Source organism: Metabacillus idriensis (assembly GCF_009674765.1).
Taxonomy (GTDB): domain Bacteria; phylum Bacillota; class Bacilli; order Bacillales; family Bacillaceae; genus Bacillus_P; species Bacillus_P idriensis.
On record NZ_WKKF01000012.1, the window covers coordinates 63381 to 80578 of the forward strand.

Here is a 17198-nt window from a genome sequence, read left to right on the forward strand (position 1 = left end):
TGAAAAGAAAGAAAAGAAAGGTCTTAATATAATATGCCCTCATTTTTCAAAAAACCGAAACCTAAAAAAATGAATGAAAAGCCAATTAATTCTAATGAAGATCAGGAGCTTCCAGAGTTCCTGGATATGGATCTGGAAAAAAATATTTCAGCAATTAAACAAAAAACAGGAAACAGCTCAGATGTCGTTATCAGGATGGTGAAAATCAGTCAGGATCCTGAAATTAGAGCTGCAATTGTTTATATTGAGGGTATTGTAGATAACAAATCCATTAACGATTTTTTAATGGATTCAATTATGAATCATATAGATTTAAAAGAACGAATCGATTACTATGAAAAAATCGCAGACATCTTGGCGGATAAGATCATTCCTATAGGCAATGTAAAACAGCTTAGGAATTGGGATGAACTGTTATTATCCCTAATGTCTGGAGATACTATTATTTTAATAAACGGTACGAATACAGGATTAAGTGCAAGTACAAAAGGCGGGGAGAGACGCTCAATCCTGGAGCCTGGAACACAGATTGCAGTGCGTGGTTCCAGAGAAAGTTTTACCGAATCAATCGGTACAAATACAGCGATGGTAAGAAGAATTATTAAAAATCCAAACTTATGGGTAGAACCTATGAAAATGGGTACCGTTACAAACACTGATGTTGTAATGATGTATATCAATGGTATTGCTAAGGAAGAGATTATTGATGAAGTTCGAAAACGTCTGGAAAAGATTAACATCGACAGCATTCTGGAGTCTGGCTATATTGAACAGATGATTGAAGATCAGACATTTACTACTTTTCCGACACTCTACCATTCTGAAAGACCAGATATGGTAGCAGGAAATCTCCTGGAAGGAAGAGTGGCGATATTTGTAGATGGCACTCCATTCGTACTGGTAGCACCAGCATTATTTATTCAGTTTTTTCAGTCAGCAGAAGATTATTATGTTCGGTTTGATATTGCATCTGCTTTACGGCTCTTGCGTATCTTAATTTTTTTTATATCTTTGATAGCTCCTGCTGCCTACGTTGGTGCTACCACATTCCATCAAGAAATGATTCCTACATCTCTCTTAATTGCAGTTGCCGCTCAGCGTGAAGCCGTACCGTTCCCGTCTCTTGTTGAAGCAATCATCATGGAAGTGACATTTGAAATCTTACGGGAAGCTGGCATACGAATGCCAAAAGCAATTGGATCGGCAATCTCAATAGTCGGAGCCCTTGTCATTGGGCAGGCAGCTGTACAGGCAGGTATCGTATCACCAGCCATGGTAATTATAGTAGCCATCACTGCGATAGCAAGTTTTGCTACACCTTCATACGCTATAGCCATTTCTGCTCGTTTGATACGTTTTATCATCATGCTGAGTGCTGCTACATTCGGTTTTTATGGAATTATCCTGTCATTTATTATGTTGATTGTTCATCTATGCGGTTTACGGTCTTTTGGTGTACCCTATATGGCACCGTTTGCACCCTTTATTCCGACGAATACAGGTGATACCATTGTTCGTTTGCCATGGTGGTTTTTAAAAGACAGACCAAAATTAATCTCTAAAAATATTGACAGAATAGGGGAAGACCAGAAGCCGGCCCCGCCTAAAAAACGAGGAATGGTGAATATTAAGTTCAAAGAAGGACGATCCGAATGAATCTAAAAGCAATATTTCTTCTCTTGATCATAATACCGATTCTCTCAGGATGCTGGAGCACAAAAGAATTAAATGATCTGGCATTAATTTCAGCTCTGGGTATTGATAAAAATGATGAAGGTGAGTATGTCGGCACATTTCAGATTATTAATCCAGCAAATGTGACAGGAGGTGTTCAAGGTGGCGGAGGCGGACAGGGGCCTTCCGTTACAGTCTTTACCGCTACAGGTGATAATTTGGTTGAAATGAGCAGACGTGCATCAACCATAATTTCGCGAAGACTATATTATTCACATACGAACTTGTTGGTCCTCAATGAGAAACTTGCAAAAGAAGAAGGGATAAATAAATTGTTTGACGCTTTTATAAGGGACCCTGAATTTAGATCTACCGCAACTGTTGTAATTGCCCATGATACTGATGCTTCTGATATTGTAAAGACATTAACAGCGGTGGATAAAATTCCTGCAAATAAAGTAATTAAAACCTTAAAATTTACTGAAAGCCGGTGGGGGGAGCATTTGAATGTCAATATTCAAGATGCTTTAAAAAAACTTCTATCTTCAGGAAATGAACCTGTGATTAGCGGTTTTCGCTTAGTGGGCAATAAAGAACAAGGAAGAAAGATGGAAAATATCCAACAAACTGCTCTGGATGCAATTCTTCAAGCCGATGGCCTTGCAATATTTAAGGAGGGCAAGCTGGTTAATTGGTATCAAGAAAAACCTGCAAGAGGAATTTTATGGATGCTTGATAAAATCAAAACGACAGATATAAATGTCAGTTGGAAGAAACAAAAAAATGCAATCGCATATCAGGTAGTCCGTCAAAAAACCGAAGTTTCTGCTGTCTTTAAAAATAACCGTCCGCAAATTTCCATTAAAGTGCGGGCAGAAGGAGATATTGGAGAGGCATCTGTACCTGTCAATCTTAATGATCCTGCTGTTATATTCGAAATAGAAAAAGTGATAGAAAAAGAAATTAAGAATGAAATCAAAGAGGCTGTCCAATTAGCAAAAGAAGACCAAACAGATATCTTTGGATTTGGTGAAGCAGTATACCGCTCAAACCCGGCAGAATGGAAAAAGTTAAAAAATGATTGGAACGATGTACACTTTTCAGAAATAAAGGTAGATGTGAAAGTTGATGCTTTTATTCGCAGAACAGGCATGATAAAAAAGCCCCAATTATCTGAATTGGATAAATAATCAAAAGGGAAGTGACAATCCGGTGGAGAAAGCGAAAATTAGCTCTTATCAGCTGTTTGTCCTTGTCTTGCTGTTCGAACTGGGTAGTGTTCTATTGTTTCCGCTTGCAACTGATGCCAAACAGGATGCCTGGTTAGCCGTTTTGATTGGAATGGCGGGCGGTATAGCTCTATTTCTGGTCTATCACGGTCTATATCATTTGTATCCTGATGTCCTTCCAACAGAATATGTTCAAAAAATACTTGGAAAAGTTCTCGGCGCGATCCTGGCCTTCCTGTATATTTTATATTTTGCTTATCTCGCTGCAAGAGTATTGCGGGACTTTGGAGAGTTATTATTAACGTTTGCTTATCCAGAAACACCCTTATTCATCATTAACGCATTATTGACTCTGGTTGTTGTCTATACTGTTCGAAAAGGAATTGAGGTATTGGCAAGAACAGGGGAATTGCTGTTTGTTTTAATGTACTTGCTCGCAATTTCAGGTTTTATCCTTGTTTTAGCCTCAGGGTTAATCGAGATAAATAACTTAAAGCCAGTACTTGCAGAGGGTATTTTTCCGGTTATAAAAGCCGCGTATACCCAAACCATATATGTGCCTTTTGGAGAAGTGATCGTATTTAGCATGATTTTGCCTTATTTAAATAAATCGAAAATGGCGAGAATTACCGTTATATCAGCTTTGGGATTAAGTGGGATAAACTTAGCCATTGTTATGGCATTTAATATTAGTGTTCTTGGTGTAGACTATACGTCGATTTCCACATTCCCTCTTCTTACTACGATTCAAACGATTCAGGTAGCAGATTTTTTGGAACGGCTTGATGTTTATTTTATGGTTGCCCTCATTATCGGAGGTTTCATTAAAATCAGCGTCTTCTGTTATGCAGCTGTTACAGGAACTTCAAACTTGTTTAACATCAGGGAACCTTCCCGCATGGTTTATCCAATAGGTCTCGTCATTTTGATTATGTCAATCACAATGGCAAGCAATTTTTCCGGCCACCTGCAAGAAGGTTTCAAGATTGTTACACTATATTTGCATATTCCTTTTCAGGTGATTATTCCAGTATTCCTTCTAGGCATTGCCTTAATTAAAAACAAACTTAAAAACAGGAAGTAAAGGTTAAAGTGTCGCCACTTTTTATTGAAGTAAAGGGCAGGATTTTTGAATAATGTAATTACTAAACTAAATAAGCAGGGGGGATATTATTGGAAACTAATATTCAATCGTCTCGTATTGTTGAAATAGTAACCAAAAAAGAAATGAGTTTAAGAAAGTTATTAAATTTAATAGGTGCATTCATTTTTGGAGGTTCAGCTTTAACAAGTGTAACAAATCCAATTCCTTCGAATGAATATAAAGGATTTTTATTGTTTATTTTTGGAAGTGCTATTGTCTATTATTTTTTAGTGAATATATACTTCCTAGGGCGATTTTGGAGAAAAGTGTTTAATTTAAGTCTAATCTTTCTAAGTGGTTTTAGTATATTTATGATTTTTTATCTTGCAAATCATTCAACGGCACATTAACTAGAGCATTACTGCTTATTGAATTAACGGGGGCTATTGCGGAGGAACCATCTTTATTATTATTGGCTCGGAGTACAAACTCTGAGCTTTTTTTGCTCTAGGATAAATTTGCAAGACTATTACGTAACAATTTGCAGGATAAACATAAAGTTGTTCCACCTCTAAAAAACACCTTACACTTTGCACTGCTAAATATGTAGCAAGACAGTTTTAAAGCCTTAAATCAACAAAAAAACGGATACAAATTGCTGTGCAATTTAGTACCCATTTTCTACTGCATTTTGTTGGTTTCTCCCTTAAAACGGAACCCGTTAAAAGGCGTATCCAGTTTGCTTCGAGGCCTTTATAAGGTTTTATTTGAATTTTTCAACCTGCTTTTTACTGCGTAAAACCGTAATAAATCCATCCAATATATCATGGCTGACAGAAAATCCTTTGCGTTTGTAGAATTCCAGGGCGTTGTCATTGCCATTTGAAACAAAGATAAAATAATCTTCGATATCATCAAATTGCTTCAGCCATTCCATCGACATATTGAAAAGTTTGGATCCAACCCCATACTGTCGGTACTCTTCTTTAAGAAAGGCATCCTACATTTTTTCGGCTAACAGAAGAAAGATCGAAAAAAGTGGCGAATTCATTTGAACATGCCTCTTTAGCGGAGATATTTGAATAGACATAACCTACTATTTTTTCTTCATCTTTTACTAACACAATGTAATTATTTAAGGCTTTTTTTATTGAGGGGAGAAGCCGTGTCTCAAAATTCATGCTGTCAAACAATTCCGGTTTTATGTATGATTTCGACTTTTGAAAAACCATAAGTTCGTTGCATATCTCCCTGCAGCATTCAATTTCATTATCAGGGATTATTTCATAATGCAAGTTCATTTTTTCACTCCTTTTATTTTTTGAAGTTAGATACCTGGGAATCCTAGCTGTATAAAGGCTCAAAGCATTGATCATGTTTGCTAATTCGAAATGAACTCTAATTATATTCTAATACAAAAGTGAAAGTGAATAAGAATATTTTTGCTCTTTTCCAACTAAAAACGTACATTTGATCAGACGAATGGACGATCAGCATTCAAGGTTTATTTGTTACAATATGGAAAAAGGAGGGGTTATAGAATGTTTCCAGGAACTCTGTATGAAACTCATGTTCAAACAAAAAAACTAGAAACAGCAATAGAATTCTATTTAAAACTGGGATTAGATCTGGCACATTATATTGAAGAGCGCCGCGTGGCATTCTTTTGGTTTGATAAAAGGAAAAAGAAAGAACAAATGCTTGGTGTATGGGAGGTATCAGAAGAAGAATTTCACAAAAGCCATTTTGCATTTAGGGTTAATTATGAAGCTATCATTCATGCAAGGGAGTGGCTTCTGGATAAGGGGATTAGCCCAAGATCCGGTTTTGGTCTTGAACCATATGAACCCATGGTTCATACTTGGACACCATCTGCTAATCTTTATTTTAATGATCCTGACGGGAATTCATTGGAATTTCTTTGCTTACTTGCTGAAAAGAAGAATGTAGAAAAAGATGTTATGTATTTAAGTGAATGGGAAACGATTAAGTAATCATATTTGTATGAAGGAATATTTCAGTAATAATTCATCGCCAATGGTGTCACTAACCATATACGAAGTTTTTTTCATCATGGTGAGTGAAAATAATGCCTGGATAGGATACTATGGAGTGAACTAGAGCTTACACAACATAAATCCAATTGTTTTCGTGATTAATCACTCTGAATCATATTGATAAGACAAATAGAAGAGAAGGAGATACGATGACAAACAAAAAAGAATTAAATACAGGATGGAATTTTGACAACAGTTACACCAATCTGCCCAACTCTTTTTTTACCAGTGTCAAACCTAACCCTGTAAGTTCACCGAAACTAATCATTCTTAATGCCCCGCTGGCAGCTGAACTTGGGTTGAATATTCAGGCTCTTCAAAGTGAAGACGGAGCAGCGTCGCTTGCCGGAAATCAGATTCCTGAAGGTGCATTCCCTCTTGCTCAAGCATATGCCGGGCATCAATTCGGCCACTTTACCATGTTGGGGGACGGACGTGCGATGCTGCTTGGTGAGCAGATTACTCCCGAAGGTAAGCGGGTTGATATTCAGTTTAAAGGTTCAGGCAGAACGCCATATTCCCGCGGGGGAGATGGCCGGGCGGCACTTGGACCGATGCTGCGCGAATACATCATCAGTGAAGCCATGCATGCTCTTGGGATTCCTACCACCCGCAGCTTGGCTGTAGTGTCAACCGGTGAGCAAGTCATCCGTGAAGCTGCCTTGCCTGGTGCGATTCTGACGCGTGTGGCAGCAAGTCACCTGCGATTCGGCACGTTTCAATACGCTGCAAAATGGGGCACAGCCGAAGAAATTCGGTCCTTGGCAGACTATGCATTAAAGCGTCATTATCCAGATGTTGAAGAGGATGAGAACCGATATCTTTCCCTTCTTAAGGAAGTGATCAAGCGTCATGCAATGCTGATTGCTAAATGGCAGCTGGCTGGCTTTATTCACGGGGTTATGAACACTGATAACATGACAATTAGCGGGGAAACCATTGATTATGGTCCTTGCGCCTTCATGGATACCTATGACCCGGAAACAGTATTCAGTTCCATTGATGTTCAAGGCCGGTACGCCTATGGAAATCAGCCGTATATTGCCGGATGGAACCTCGCGAGATTTGCCGAAACCCTGTTGCCGATGCTTCATGACGATGAGGAAAAGGCTATCCAGCTTGCACAAGAAGCTATTTCAGAATTTATTGAACTGTATCGGCGCAATTGGCTCTCGGGAATGAGAGCAAAACTCGGATTATTTAATGAAGAGCAGCAAGATGAATCTCTTCTTGAAAACCTGCTGAGTATGATGAAAGAGTATCGTGCGGATTATACCAATACATTTCGTGCTTTAACTATTGATAACCTTGAAGATCATGCGCTGTTTAAGACTGAAGAATTTGCACAGTGGCACGAGCTATGGCAGGCTAGACTTGGCAGGCAGGATGAAGATGAATCATCTTCTAAGCAATTAATGAAGAGCAGCAATCCAGCAGTAATCCCCCGCAACCATCGGGTAGAAGAAGCACTGGAAGCTGCAGTGAAACAAGACGATTACAGCGTGATGGAGCGACTGCTGGGAGTCCTTTCAAATCCATATGCGCACTCTCCTGAACAGGAGGAATTCTGCACACTGCCGCCGGATTCATTGGGTCCTTTCAGAACTTTTTGCGGGACGTAATAAATTTTTCAGCTTTTATCAGGTCCACTTTTCATAAAAGTGGGCTATTAATTATTACACAGGCGTTAAAATAAGCAATGTCAAAGTCAAATTGTGGTCAAATTTTCCGCGATGTTTTTTTGAAGAGATTTGTTTAAAGTGAAGGGGCTGTGCAGAAAGTCTGTTTTCGCAAAGTATGAATAAATATTGTCCGTTCCTTTCCGCTCCAGGAACTTGCTTTCCGCGGGGAGGGTTGGAGCCTCCTCGGCTTTGCCTGTGGGGTCTCCAACTCCCTCTATTTCCCGCAGGAGTCAAGTTCCTTCCGCTGCAATCCACTAATAGTTTTTTAACAAAGAGTATTAAAACAAAAAAGCTTACAGAAAAAAGCAGGCAGGAAATAACTTTTGTTTTTCCTGCCTGCTTCATTTTAGAGACTTATTGGACAATTCCTACTGTTGCTTTTTAACTTGTAAATTCCCTTTATCAAACATAATAAGCCCATTAATTCGTTCATAAACGGCATTCAAAGGATACATCAGACCCAAAAATACGATGACAGAAGGAATCTTTTCAATGACAGGCAGGAAACCAGACAGCAATGTGATTAAATTTTCAGTTAAGAAAATAAATATAGGAATGACTGCCAGAATCCCTAATAATAAATAGAGGGTCACTTTTGTTTCTTTTAATTTCGTTCTGCAAGACGGACACTTCATCGTAAAGGGGGAAGAAAAATCTTCAAAGTCATCAAGTGTTATCGCTTTTGGACAATTTGGGCAAGGTACATATGTTTTCATAGAATCTCCTAATTAACTATTTTTCATTAGTATAGTTGTCAACTACAGATGCAGTAAATAATAGATTTAAAGAAATTTTGCTTTTGAAAAAGTAAGGAGCTGGATTAAACAATGAACCGGATTATGGTCATGGGAGTCTCAGCAGGTGCAGGGAAGTCAACGTTTGCAAGAAAATTAGGCGAACTATTAAATATAAACGTTCATCATCTTGATGTTTTATACTGGAAACCAAATTGGGTGGAAGCTCCTTTAGAAGAATTTACAGCTGATCAGCAAAAAATTGTTGCCCAAAATCAATGGATTATAGAAGGCAATTATCATAATACCTATGACATCAGGGTTCAGAATGCAGATACGATCATTTATCTGGAGCTTCCCTTGATTGTCTGTTTATATCGTGTTTTTAAACGCTGGATTCTAAATGTTGGGAAGACCAGGCCTGATATGGGGAAGGATTGCAAGGAAAAGTTAGACTGGGCTTTTATTAAGTTCATTTGTACGACTTACTATCCCCGAAAGAAAAAGATGGAATCCAGATTCCAGACCTTCAAAGAAACGGATTCTGAAAAAAAGGTCATTGTTTTAAAAAATAAGAAAGAGATTTGCGCTTATCTTGAAACTTTATCTCTAAAAGGGAGGGAAAGTTGATGGAGAAGGAATTTCCAACTTGAAACAAAAAATTAACCTTAAGAAACGTGACAGAAGAGGACGCTCAAGATATGTTCTCCTATTTATCCGATCAGGATGCTGTGAAACATATGGGGATGGAACCTTGCCAAACAGTCAATGGCGCAATGGATGAGATTAGTAGTATCACTCTATATACAAAGATGGTACTGGAATTAGATGGGGAATTACACTTAAAGATTCTGATAGGGTGATAGGCAGCTGTGGTTTTTTAAATATGGCTGCCAAACATTATCGGGCTGAAATCGGCTTTGAATTAAGCAAGGATTACTGGGGAAAAGGGATAGCCGGTGAAGCACTGGAAGCTGTCTTGAAGTTCGGCTATGAGCACTTTCAAATTAAAAAGAATTGAAGCTTTAATTGAACCTGTTAATCTCCCATCACAAAAATTAGTAGAAAAGCTAGGCTTTAGAAGAGAGGGTTTGCTGAGGCATTATGAATTTACTTGCGGCAAATTTGATGATTTATATATGTATTCATTGATAAAAGAAGATAGTAAGCTTAATTAATTTTATTAGGACAAGAAAAACATTCCTCTTTAAATAAGGCTAAGAAATAAAAAAGGGACTGACATGTAAGTTTATCACTTCTAGTCAGCTCTTTTTCTATTGATTAATATTCGATTTCATCATAATCTTTTTGCTGAGGCTTTTTAGGGATTAGAACTTAGTTAAGAATTACCTGGTATGATTCAAAGTAATAACTACATTCCCCTTCTTATGGCCATTATCTACATATCTGTGAGCTTCAGGAACTTGTTCCAGAGGATAGTATCGATCAATGACGGATTTTATCTTCCCAGACTCAATAAGCTCTTTGAGGAAAAGTAAATCTTCAGTACGTTCCTTTGCTATCCCTTGCCCTACTACAGAGAGGTATGTTCCATTCGGCGTGAGTGCTTTCTTGCAATTTGATTTCGAATTTTTCCCGACTGCATCAAAGATAATATCATAAAGCTCTTCTCCCTCAGTAAAATCCTCTTTAGTGTAATCAATAACCTTATCGGCTCCAAGTGATTTCACCAGTTCTAAATTTGCGGTACTGCATACTCCGGTTACTTTTGCACCAAAGGACTTGGCAAGCTGAACTGCGGAAGTTCCTACTGCGCCAGAAGCTCCATAGATCAGTGCGTTGTGGCCGGATTGAATCTTTCCTTTTCTTAGAAAATACAATGCTGAAGTTCCCCCAAAAAGAACGGCAGCGGCTTCCTCAAAGCTCAAATTTACTGGCTTTATTGCCACTGATCCTGTCTTCGCGCAGACATGTGTATTCGGCATAACCGCCGAAATTCATTCCAGTCATCGCAAAAATCTGGTCACCTTCTTTAAATCGTTTAACATTCCTTCCTATTGCAGCAATTTCTCCGGCTAATTCCACCCCTAAAATAGGCTTTCTTGGTTTTCTGATGCCTAAAAATAATCGCATGGGGATCCAGTACAAAATAGGACTTTCGAATTTTCGCACTCTGCAGTCTCCCGACGTAACAGTTGTTGCATGAACTTTTACCAATATCTCGTTGTCCTTGGGAGCAGGTTTTATTATATCCCGCAGCTCAAGAACTTCGGGTGATCCGTATTGCGTGCATACAATTGCTTTCATAAGTTTCCTCCATTAATTCCTTCATCTGACCATTTTAAGCTTATGAAATACGGCACATAAACATGTCATGGTACTTGTAAGCATCTTTAAAGAACTAGCGTTCAAATGCCTGAAGTAATAAAATTAATCTTTGTAGTGAGAGATTGTATTTAGTATCAATCTGTTAAGACTTGAAGGGAGAGAATTCTATGAATAAAGATTTTCCTATAATAGAAACAAAAAGATTAATCTTAAGAGAAGTAACATTAGATGATGCAGAGGATATATATAGCTATCTATCTGATCAAAATGTTGTTAAACATATGGGATTGGATCCATGCCAAACAGTTGAAGATGCAAAGGATGAAATTAAGTGGTATCAATCTATATATGAAGAAGGAACAGGAATTAGATGGGGAATCACTCTAAAAGATTATGACAAAATGATTGGGAGCTGCGGTTTTCTTAATATGGCTGCCAAACATTACCGGGCCGAAGCCGGATTTGAATTAAACAAGGATTACTGGGGGAAAGGGATAGCCGGTGAAGCAATGGGAGCTGTTGTGAAGTACGGCTTTCTGCACTTTCAATTAGAAAGAATTGAAGCTTTAATTGAACCTGCTAATCTCCCATCACAAAAATTAGTAGAAAAGCAAGGCTTTAAAAGAGAGGGTTTGCTGAGGCATTATGAATTTACTTGCGGCAAATTTGATGATTTATATATGTACTCAGTTTTAAAAAAAGATCTAAATCTTAGTTAATTTTATTAGGATCACTCCTCTTTAAGTAAGGCTGAAAAAATAAAAAGGGGACTGGCATGTAAGTTTATCACTTCTAGTCAGCCCTTATTTTAATGATTAATATTCGATTTCATCGTAATCTTTTGGCTGAGGAACGGGCTGGCCATTTTCAATTTTGGTGATATCATTCACTGTTTCAAGTTCTTCTTGCGGTTCTTCAGTATGCTGCTTATCTTGTTTTCCTTCTTTTTTCAAGACGATTTACTCCTTTCAAATAGATTCAACAATCTTTATTTAAGCTTCCCATGCATTTGAAGAAAATACCTTCAATAAGGAGTTTCTTTAATTTTTCCGCTTTCGTACACTATTTTTCAAGAGCGCTTTTTTTAACCGTGTGAATCTTCCTTGAAAAATCATTAAAATGCCAATCCCCCTCCCAAGAAACCAAGCAACTGTTCCCCAACCAGCTGCCAACGCAAGAGTGACCGCCGTTAAGGAGGGAGCGTAATTCAATGCTTTAGCAAAAAGAAGGAAGCCAACACCCGTCGCCATAATAAATGCCACATCTTTTACGTCATATCGACTCACCTAAATCAGCTAAAAATGTCTCACTCAGTTCACTTCTGATCCGTGTAATATGCTGTTCGACAAGGTTTCTGGCCTGAGCCGCATTTCCGGAAGCGATGGCCAAATAGATTTCTTTGTGCTCATCAAGTGTATCTTGAGCACGGGCTGGATCAGCGAGACGGTGTCTACGGGTTGTGCGGATGGTATCTTCCATGTGCTCAGTCATGGTGTGAATCAGTTTAATAAATAAGGTATTATGTGTAGCATTTACAATAGCCAAGTGAAAGTGAAGGTCAGCTTCGAGTCCTGCTTCCACATCATTTTTCGAAATCACCATTTGTTCGAGCGCTTGACGGATCTTTTCTAAGTCTGATGAAGTCGATCTTTGTGCAGCCAAATAAGCAGATTCTGCTTCGAGGGCGCGGCGGAGCTCAAGCATTTCATAAACCAGATGACTTTCAGCTTTAGTGATGACAGAAGATAATTCTTCTGTCGAAAGAGGAAATTCTGTTGATTTGATATAACTTCCGCCGCCTCTGCGAATGTCAATTGCTCCCCGCAGCTCAAGCATCCGCAGAGCTTCTCTGATAGATGTACGGCTTACGTTGAACCTGCTTGCCAATTCACGCTCAGATGGCAGCTTATCGCCTGGTTTTAAATCTCCGTTCAGAAAATATTCTCTGAGCTGCTCCACAATGATTTCGTATGTTCGTTTGTTTGCTTTCAATGAATCTTCACTCCTCAAAGAGTTGTTGTATTTTTCAGATAATTGAGTATAATGGAAAGTGGTTAGACCAATTTGGCATTGGTAGTACCTATTTCATCATTATAAACGATTTACTGCAACCGATTACATATTTAATTTTTGGGGGAGAGAGCGAAATGAATGTAGAGATGGCGAATCTGGCAGAAGCCTTAAAACAAATCCTTCCTGAAAGTCAGGTCTCGATTAATCCGACAGTGAGGGAGCAGCACAGCAAGGATGAATCGTATCACACACCATGTCTCCCTGATCTGGTAGTTTTTCCTGAAACGACTGAGCAGGTAAGCGAGATTATCAAACTAGCGAATACATATCAAGTGCCTGTTGTGCCGTTTGGACTTGGCTCAAGCTTGGAGGGACATGTGATTCCGTATGATTTGGGAATTACGATCGATTTTTCTCTTATGAATAAAATACTTGAAGTAAGAGAGCAGGATTTCCTGGTTAGAGTCCAGCCTGGCGTAACGCGCTCACAATTAAATAAGGAATTGAAAAAATATGGCCTGTTTTTCACAGTTGATCCGGGTGCCGATGCAACTCTTGGGGGGATGGCTGCAACGAATGCGAGCGGGACAACCTCAGTCCGCTATGGTGTCATGCGTGATCAAGTGAGAGATCTGGAAACGGTGCTTGCAGACGGAACAATCATTCACACAGGAAACTTGGCTGAAAAATCTTCTTCCGGCTATCATTTGAATGGGATTTTCGTAGGTTCAGAGGGGACGCTTGGCTGCTTTACAGAGCTTACACTAAAGGTTTACGGCATTCCCGAGCACGTTATGGCGGCACGAGCCTCTTTTCCAACGGTCAATGATGCTGTTCAGGCAGTGGTCTCCATTTTGCAGGCTGGGATTCCGATCGCAAGAGTAGAGCTAGTTGATGAGCCATCCATGAAGCAGGCCAATCTTTACAGTGAAACAGACTATCTGGAAAAACCGACTCTCTTCCTGGAATTCCATGGTAATGAAGCTGGACTTAAACAGGACGTTGAGTTCACGAAAGAACTTGTAGCCGATCTGCATTGTGAACTCATTGAATTTGAAACGGATAATGCAGCGAGAAATAAGCTATGGGAAGCAAGACACCACCTGGCCTATGCGTATGTTCATGGATTTCCCGGGAAAAAGCTGATGGTGACAGATGTGTGCCTACCTATTTCTGAGCTTGCGGGAGCGATCCGTATTGCAAGGAAAACCATTGATGAGCTCGGCCTTGACGGCGGGATCGTAGGACACGTCGGCGATGGAAACTTTCATGTTCTTTTAATGTTAGATACAACTGATCCTCTTGAAGTCAGCAAAGCGGATCAACTAAATGAAACCATTGTGCTCTATGCGCTTGAACGCGGAGGAACATGTACGGGCGAGCATGGAGTTGGTATAGGGAAAATGAAATATCAGGAAAAAGAGCATGGGGAAGCGCTGCGTGTCATGGAAAAAATCAAGCAGGCACTAGATCCTCAAAATATCCTGAACCCAAATAAAATTGTCCGTATAAAAGAGGAGGGATGATCTCATGAAGGTACTGGAAGCCATCAGCACCATAGCCGGAAAGTATTTTGCCGTTTGGGTCATTTGCGTCGCGCTTATCGCCTTTATGATTCCTGATCCATTCCTTTTGCTAGGCGGGTACATTACGATTTTACTCGGCATTGTCATGTTTGGAATGGGATTAACTCTCAAAGCAGTAGATTTTAAAGTAGTGGCAACAAAGCCGATTCCGGTCATCATCGGGGTTTGCGCCCAATTTGTGATCATGCCGTCAGTAGCATTTTTGCTTGCATATGCGTTAAATCTGCCGCCTGAATTAGCAGCTGGATTAGTTCTATTAGGATCTGTTCCTGGAGGTACGGCATCTAACGTAATGGTCTATTTGGCAAAAGGAAACCTTCCATTATCCATTGCGATGACGTCATTATCAACGTTAATTGCCCCTATTGCAACACCATTGATTTTACTGATGCTTGCAGGACAATGGATGCCGATTAATCCCATGTCCATGTTCTTGTCAATCATTCAAGTCATTATCATTCCGATTATATTAGGAATTACGATCCGCAAATTTTTCCCGGCAGCTGTTGATAAAAGCATTACCGTGATTCCGCTGATTTCTGTGCTTGCCATTATTATTATTGTTTCCGCAGTCGTTTCTGCGAATGCCAGCAGCATTGTCACATCAGGACTTCTTATTTTCACAGCTGTTATTCTTCATAACTCATTTGGGTTGTTACTTGGATATCTGACTGCAAGATTACTTGGACTTGATGAAGGAACAAGAAGAGCGATTTCAATTGAAGTCGGCATGCAGAATTCTGGACTTGGGGTTGCGCTCGCAACTGCACATCTTGGTCCGCTTGCAGCACTGCCAAGTGTACTTGGGGCCGTTTGGCATAACATTTCCGGCCCGATTCTTGCGACCTTTTGGTCAAAAAAACCAGTTGTAGAGGACAATAAAAAGTGGTCTGAAAAGCCAGCTGATGTAAAAATGTAAAAAGACACATTGAGCCGACGCTATACGCGGTTCAAAAAAGAAAAAAGAGGCAAATAGCCATCTAATTCGTTTATGAATTAGATGGCTTCTTTTTATTCATTACAACAGTTATGGCAGAAAGGATAAAGCGGTGTCTAAATAGAATAAATAGATGGGTGAAATATCCAATATGCTTATTCAACAAATGGAGAGTTTAATTGAATAAACATATTCAAGCTCAATCAAACGCAGCAGAAATTTGAAAGGAGACAAGACTGTGGTTTAACTGTGGAGAGCATTCGGAGATTCAGTTCCTTTATTCTTATTAATATTATTAGTGGTTAGTCTAACTGCTTATCTTATATGTAAGAAAAGAAAGCTTAACAGCAAAAGAGTTATCATTAACGTTCTATTTGTACTTAGCATTTTAGCTGTAGTGTTCATAACTGTTTATCCAAAGTATTATGGAACATCAGAACCTAGAATAATCAACCTTGTTCCTTTTATTGGAATGATTAATATGATGTTTCATTCAGTTGATAGTAGCGTACCAATTCGGAATATGGGCCTTAACCTATTATTGTTTATACCTTTCGGGTTTTTTTTATCATTGAAAGTCTCAAGATTAAATAAAAACGTTTTGAAAAACGTAGTATTTAAAGGTTTCTTGCTATCATTTATTGTAGAACTAATCCAATATTCTTTTCCAATGGGACGATCCGCTGACATAGATGATTTAATTTTAAATACATTTGGAGCATTGTTAGGGTATGTAACTTGGAAACTCTTTAATCTGATTTTCTCAAATAAGTCATTGACTATTAAAACTGCTGAAAGACAATTGTGAAATGATTTCTTTATCAGCAATTGTGCTGTTGGATCGATTACTCATGAAAGTCTAAAAAATTCCTAAACTATGGAATTCATTCAGATTTATGCTAATCTTGTAATATTACTGAAAGGAGTGATTGGCTGTGGGGAAATCAGTTCCGGAAATAACACTTAACGATGGTTTCACTTTACCGGTTATTGGTTTAGGTACATATACACTTAAGGGTGATCAAGGTGCCAGTGCTATACAAAATGCTATTGATGATATAGGCTATCGGCTGATTGATTCTGCTTATAATTATGAAAACGAAGGAACTGTAGGTGAAGCAGTAAGACGCAGTTCTGTTCCAAGAGAAGAATTAAGAATTACCTCCAAACTGCCGGGACGCTACCAAGAGTATAAAAAAGCTGTTTTTACCATTCAAGAATCTTTATATCGTGCAAATTTAGATTATTATGATTTATATCTCATTCATTGGCCTAATCCTAAACAAGATAACTATGTTGAAGCTTGGCAGGCATTAATCGAGGGAAAAAAGCAGGGTCTTATTCGTTCTATAGGTGTATGTAATTTTTTACCCGAACATATTGAGCGTTTAGAAAAAGAAACAGGCATTAAGCCAAGCATAAATCAAATCGAGCTACATCCATTTTTTAATCAAGAAGAACAAAGAAAATGGCATGAAGAGAATAATATTAAGACACAATCATGGAGTCCATTGGCCCGTTCAAATGAGGTGTTACAAAATAATACAATTCAGAAGATAGCCTATGATCATAATAAGTCAGTTTCACAAGTTATTCTGCGTTGGCATTATCAACTGAGCGCCATTGCCATTCCAAAATCTTCATCTTCTGCAAGGCAGCTTGAAAATATTTCAATTTTTGATTTTACTCTGGATGAAAGAGAAATGGGTCTTATTTCAGGATTAACTCGTTCTGAAGGCAGGATTAACAATCAAGATCCTGCTATATATGAAGAATTTTAACCTAATAAAAGGTTATTAACATCCAACCTTTATGGCAGGTTTGTAAGTTAAGCAAATATTATTCTAAAAAAGCCGATCTCATTTGATCGGCTTTTTTCTTTGTATAATTATCAATGAGTTTAGAGAAGCAGG

At 38.7% G+C, this 17198-nt stretch carries 16 protein-coding genes and 2 pseudogenes; 13 read left to right on the forward strand and 5 right to left on the reverse strand.

Features of this window, described 5'->3' with window-relative positions:
• Positions 1-33: 33 nt before the first annotated feature.
• From GJU41_RS21080 to GJU41_RS21095, 4 genes are all read left to right on the forward strand, one after another.
• On the forward strand, positions 34-1656 hold the full coding sequence (locus GJU41_RS21080; protein ID WP_154319482.1) for a spore germination protein: 1623 nt from the start codon (positions 34-36) through the stop codon (positions 1654-1656).
• Positions 1653-2864, forward strand: coding sequence for a Ger(x)C family spore germination protein (locus tag GJU41_RS21085; RefSeq protein ID WP_154319483.1), 1212 nt, complete (start codon positions 1653-1655; stop codon positions 2862-2864). Before GJU41_RS21080 ends, GJU41_RS21085 begins: the two co-directional genes overlap by 4 nt.
• A 22-nt stretch (positions 2865-2886) precedes the next feature.
• Positions 2887-3987, forward strand: a complete 1101-nt coding sequence (locus GJU41_RS21090; protein ID WP_170292873.1) for a GerAB/ArcD/ProY family transporter — start codon at positions 2887-2889, stop codon at positions 3985-3987.
• 89 nt (positions 3988-4076) lie between these two features.
• Positions 4077-4397 (forward strand): hypothetical protein, encoded by a 321-nt coding sequence (locus GJU41_RS21095; RefSeq protein ID WP_224771444.1) that lies wholly within the window; start codon positions 4077-4079, stop codon positions 4395-4397.
• A gap of 353 nt (positions 4398-4750) precedes the next feature.
• On the opposite strand, the gene GJU41_RS25110 is transcribed toward GJU41_RS21095, so the two are convergent.
• Positions 4751-4930, reverse strand: a complete 180-nt coding sequence (locus GJU41_RS25110) for a hypothetical protein (protein WP_224771445.1) — start codon at positions 4928-4930, stop codon at positions 4751-4753.
• Positions 4931-5528: 598 nt separating this feature from the next.
• Here GJU41_RS25110 and GJU41_RS21105 point away from each other — a divergent pair.
• Both GJU41_RS21105 and GJU41_RS21110 read left to right on the forward strand, forming a co-directional pair.
• Positions 5529-5981, forward strand: a complete 453-nt coding sequence (locus GJU41_RS21105) for a VOC family protein (RefSeq protein WP_154319485.1) — start codon at positions 5529-5531, stop codon at positions 5979-5981.
• Between the two features lie 212 nt (positions 5982-6193).
• Positions 6194-7666, forward strand: a complete 1473-nt coding sequence (locus GJU41_RS21110) for a protein adenylyltransferase SelO (protein ID WP_154319486.1) — start codon at positions 6194-6196, stop codon at positions 7664-7666.
• Positions 7667-8094: 428 nt separating this feature from the next.
• On the opposite strand, the gene GJU41_RS21115 is transcribed toward GJU41_RS21110, so the two are convergent.
• Entirely contained in the window at positions 8095-8442 is a 348-nt protein-coding gene (locus tag GJU41_RS21115) for a hypothetical protein (RefSeq protein ID WP_154319487.1), read from the reverse strand.
• Between the two features lie 111 nt (positions 8443-8553).
• Between GJU41_RS21115 and GJU41_RS21120 the strand changes: the two genes are divergently transcribed.
• Positions 8554-9090 carry a P-loop NTPase family protein gene (locus GJU41_RS21120; protein WP_154319488.1) on the forward strand — a complete coding sequence of 179 codons (537 nt, stop codon included), beginning with the start codon at positions 8554-8556 and terminating at the stop codon, positions 9088-9090.
• A gap of 47 nt (positions 9091-9137) precedes the next feature.
• Positions 9138-9638: pseudogene (locus GJU41_RS21125) on the forward strand (GNAT family N-acetyltransferase).
• Between the two features lie 168 nt (positions 9639-9806).
• Here GJU41_RS21125 and GJU41_RS21130 read toward each other — a convergent pair.
• Positions 9807-10728: pseudogene (locus GJU41_RS21130) on the reverse strand (NAD(P)-dependent alcohol dehydrogenase).
• 188 nt (positions 10729-10916) lie between these two features.
• Here GJU41_RS21130 and GJU41_RS21135 point away from each other — a divergent pair.
• The gene (locus GJU41_RS21135) at positions 10917-11468 is read left to right on the forward strand and encodes a GNAT family N-acetyltransferase (protein WP_154319489.1); all 552 of its coding nucleotides are present in this window, start codon (positions 10917-10919) and stop codon (positions 11466-11468) included.
• 96 nt (positions 11469-11564) lie between these two features.
• Here the strand turns inward: GJU41_RS21135 and GJU41_RS21140 are convergent, their stop codons facing one another.
• Both GJU41_RS21140 and GJU41_RS21150 read right to left on the reverse strand, forming a co-directional pair.
• Complete coding sequence (locus tag GJU41_RS21140) at positions 11565-11702, reverse strand: hypothetical protein (RefSeq protein ID WP_154319490.1); 138 nt, start codon at positions 11700-11702, stop codon at positions 11565-11567.
• Between the two features lie 319 nt (positions 11703-12021).
• Positions 12022-12741 (reverse strand): FadR/GntR family transcriptional regulator, encoded by a 720-nt coding sequence (locus GJU41_RS21150; protein ID WP_070874680.1) that lies wholly within the window; start codon positions 12739-12741, stop codon positions 12022-12024.
• A 155-nt stretch (positions 12742-12896) separates the two neighbouring features.
• Here GJU41_RS21150 and GJU41_RS21155 point away from each other — a divergent pair, with 155 nt between their 5' ends.
• From GJU41_RS21155 to GJU41_RS21170, 4 genes are all read left to right on the forward strand, one after another.
• The gene (locus GJU41_RS21155; RefSeq protein WP_070874679.1) at positions 12897-14288 is read left to right on the forward strand and encodes an FAD-binding oxidoreductase; all 1392 of its coding nucleotides are present in this window, start codon (positions 12897-12899) and stop codon (positions 14286-14288) included.
• A gap of 4 nt (positions 14289-14292) precedes the next feature.
• The gene (locus GJU41_RS21160) at positions 14293-15267 is read left to right on the forward strand and encodes a bile acid:sodium symporter family protein (protein ID WP_070874678.1); all 975 of its coding nucleotides are present in this window, start codon (positions 14293-14295) and stop codon (positions 15265-15267) included.
• Positions 15268-15583: 316 nt separating this feature from the next.
• Complete coding sequence (locus GJU41_RS25500; RefSeq protein WP_224771446.1) at positions 15584-16093, forward strand: VanZ family protein; 510 nt, start codon at positions 15584-15586, stop codon at positions 16091-16093.
• A gap of 127 nt (positions 16094-16220) precedes the next feature.
• Positions 16221-17066 (forward strand): aldo/keto reductase, encoded by an 846-nt coding sequence (locus GJU41_RS21170; RefSeq protein ID WP_170292875.1) that lies wholly within the window; start codon positions 16221-16223, stop codon positions 17064-17066.
• Positions 17067-17198 lie beyond the last annotated feature (132 nt).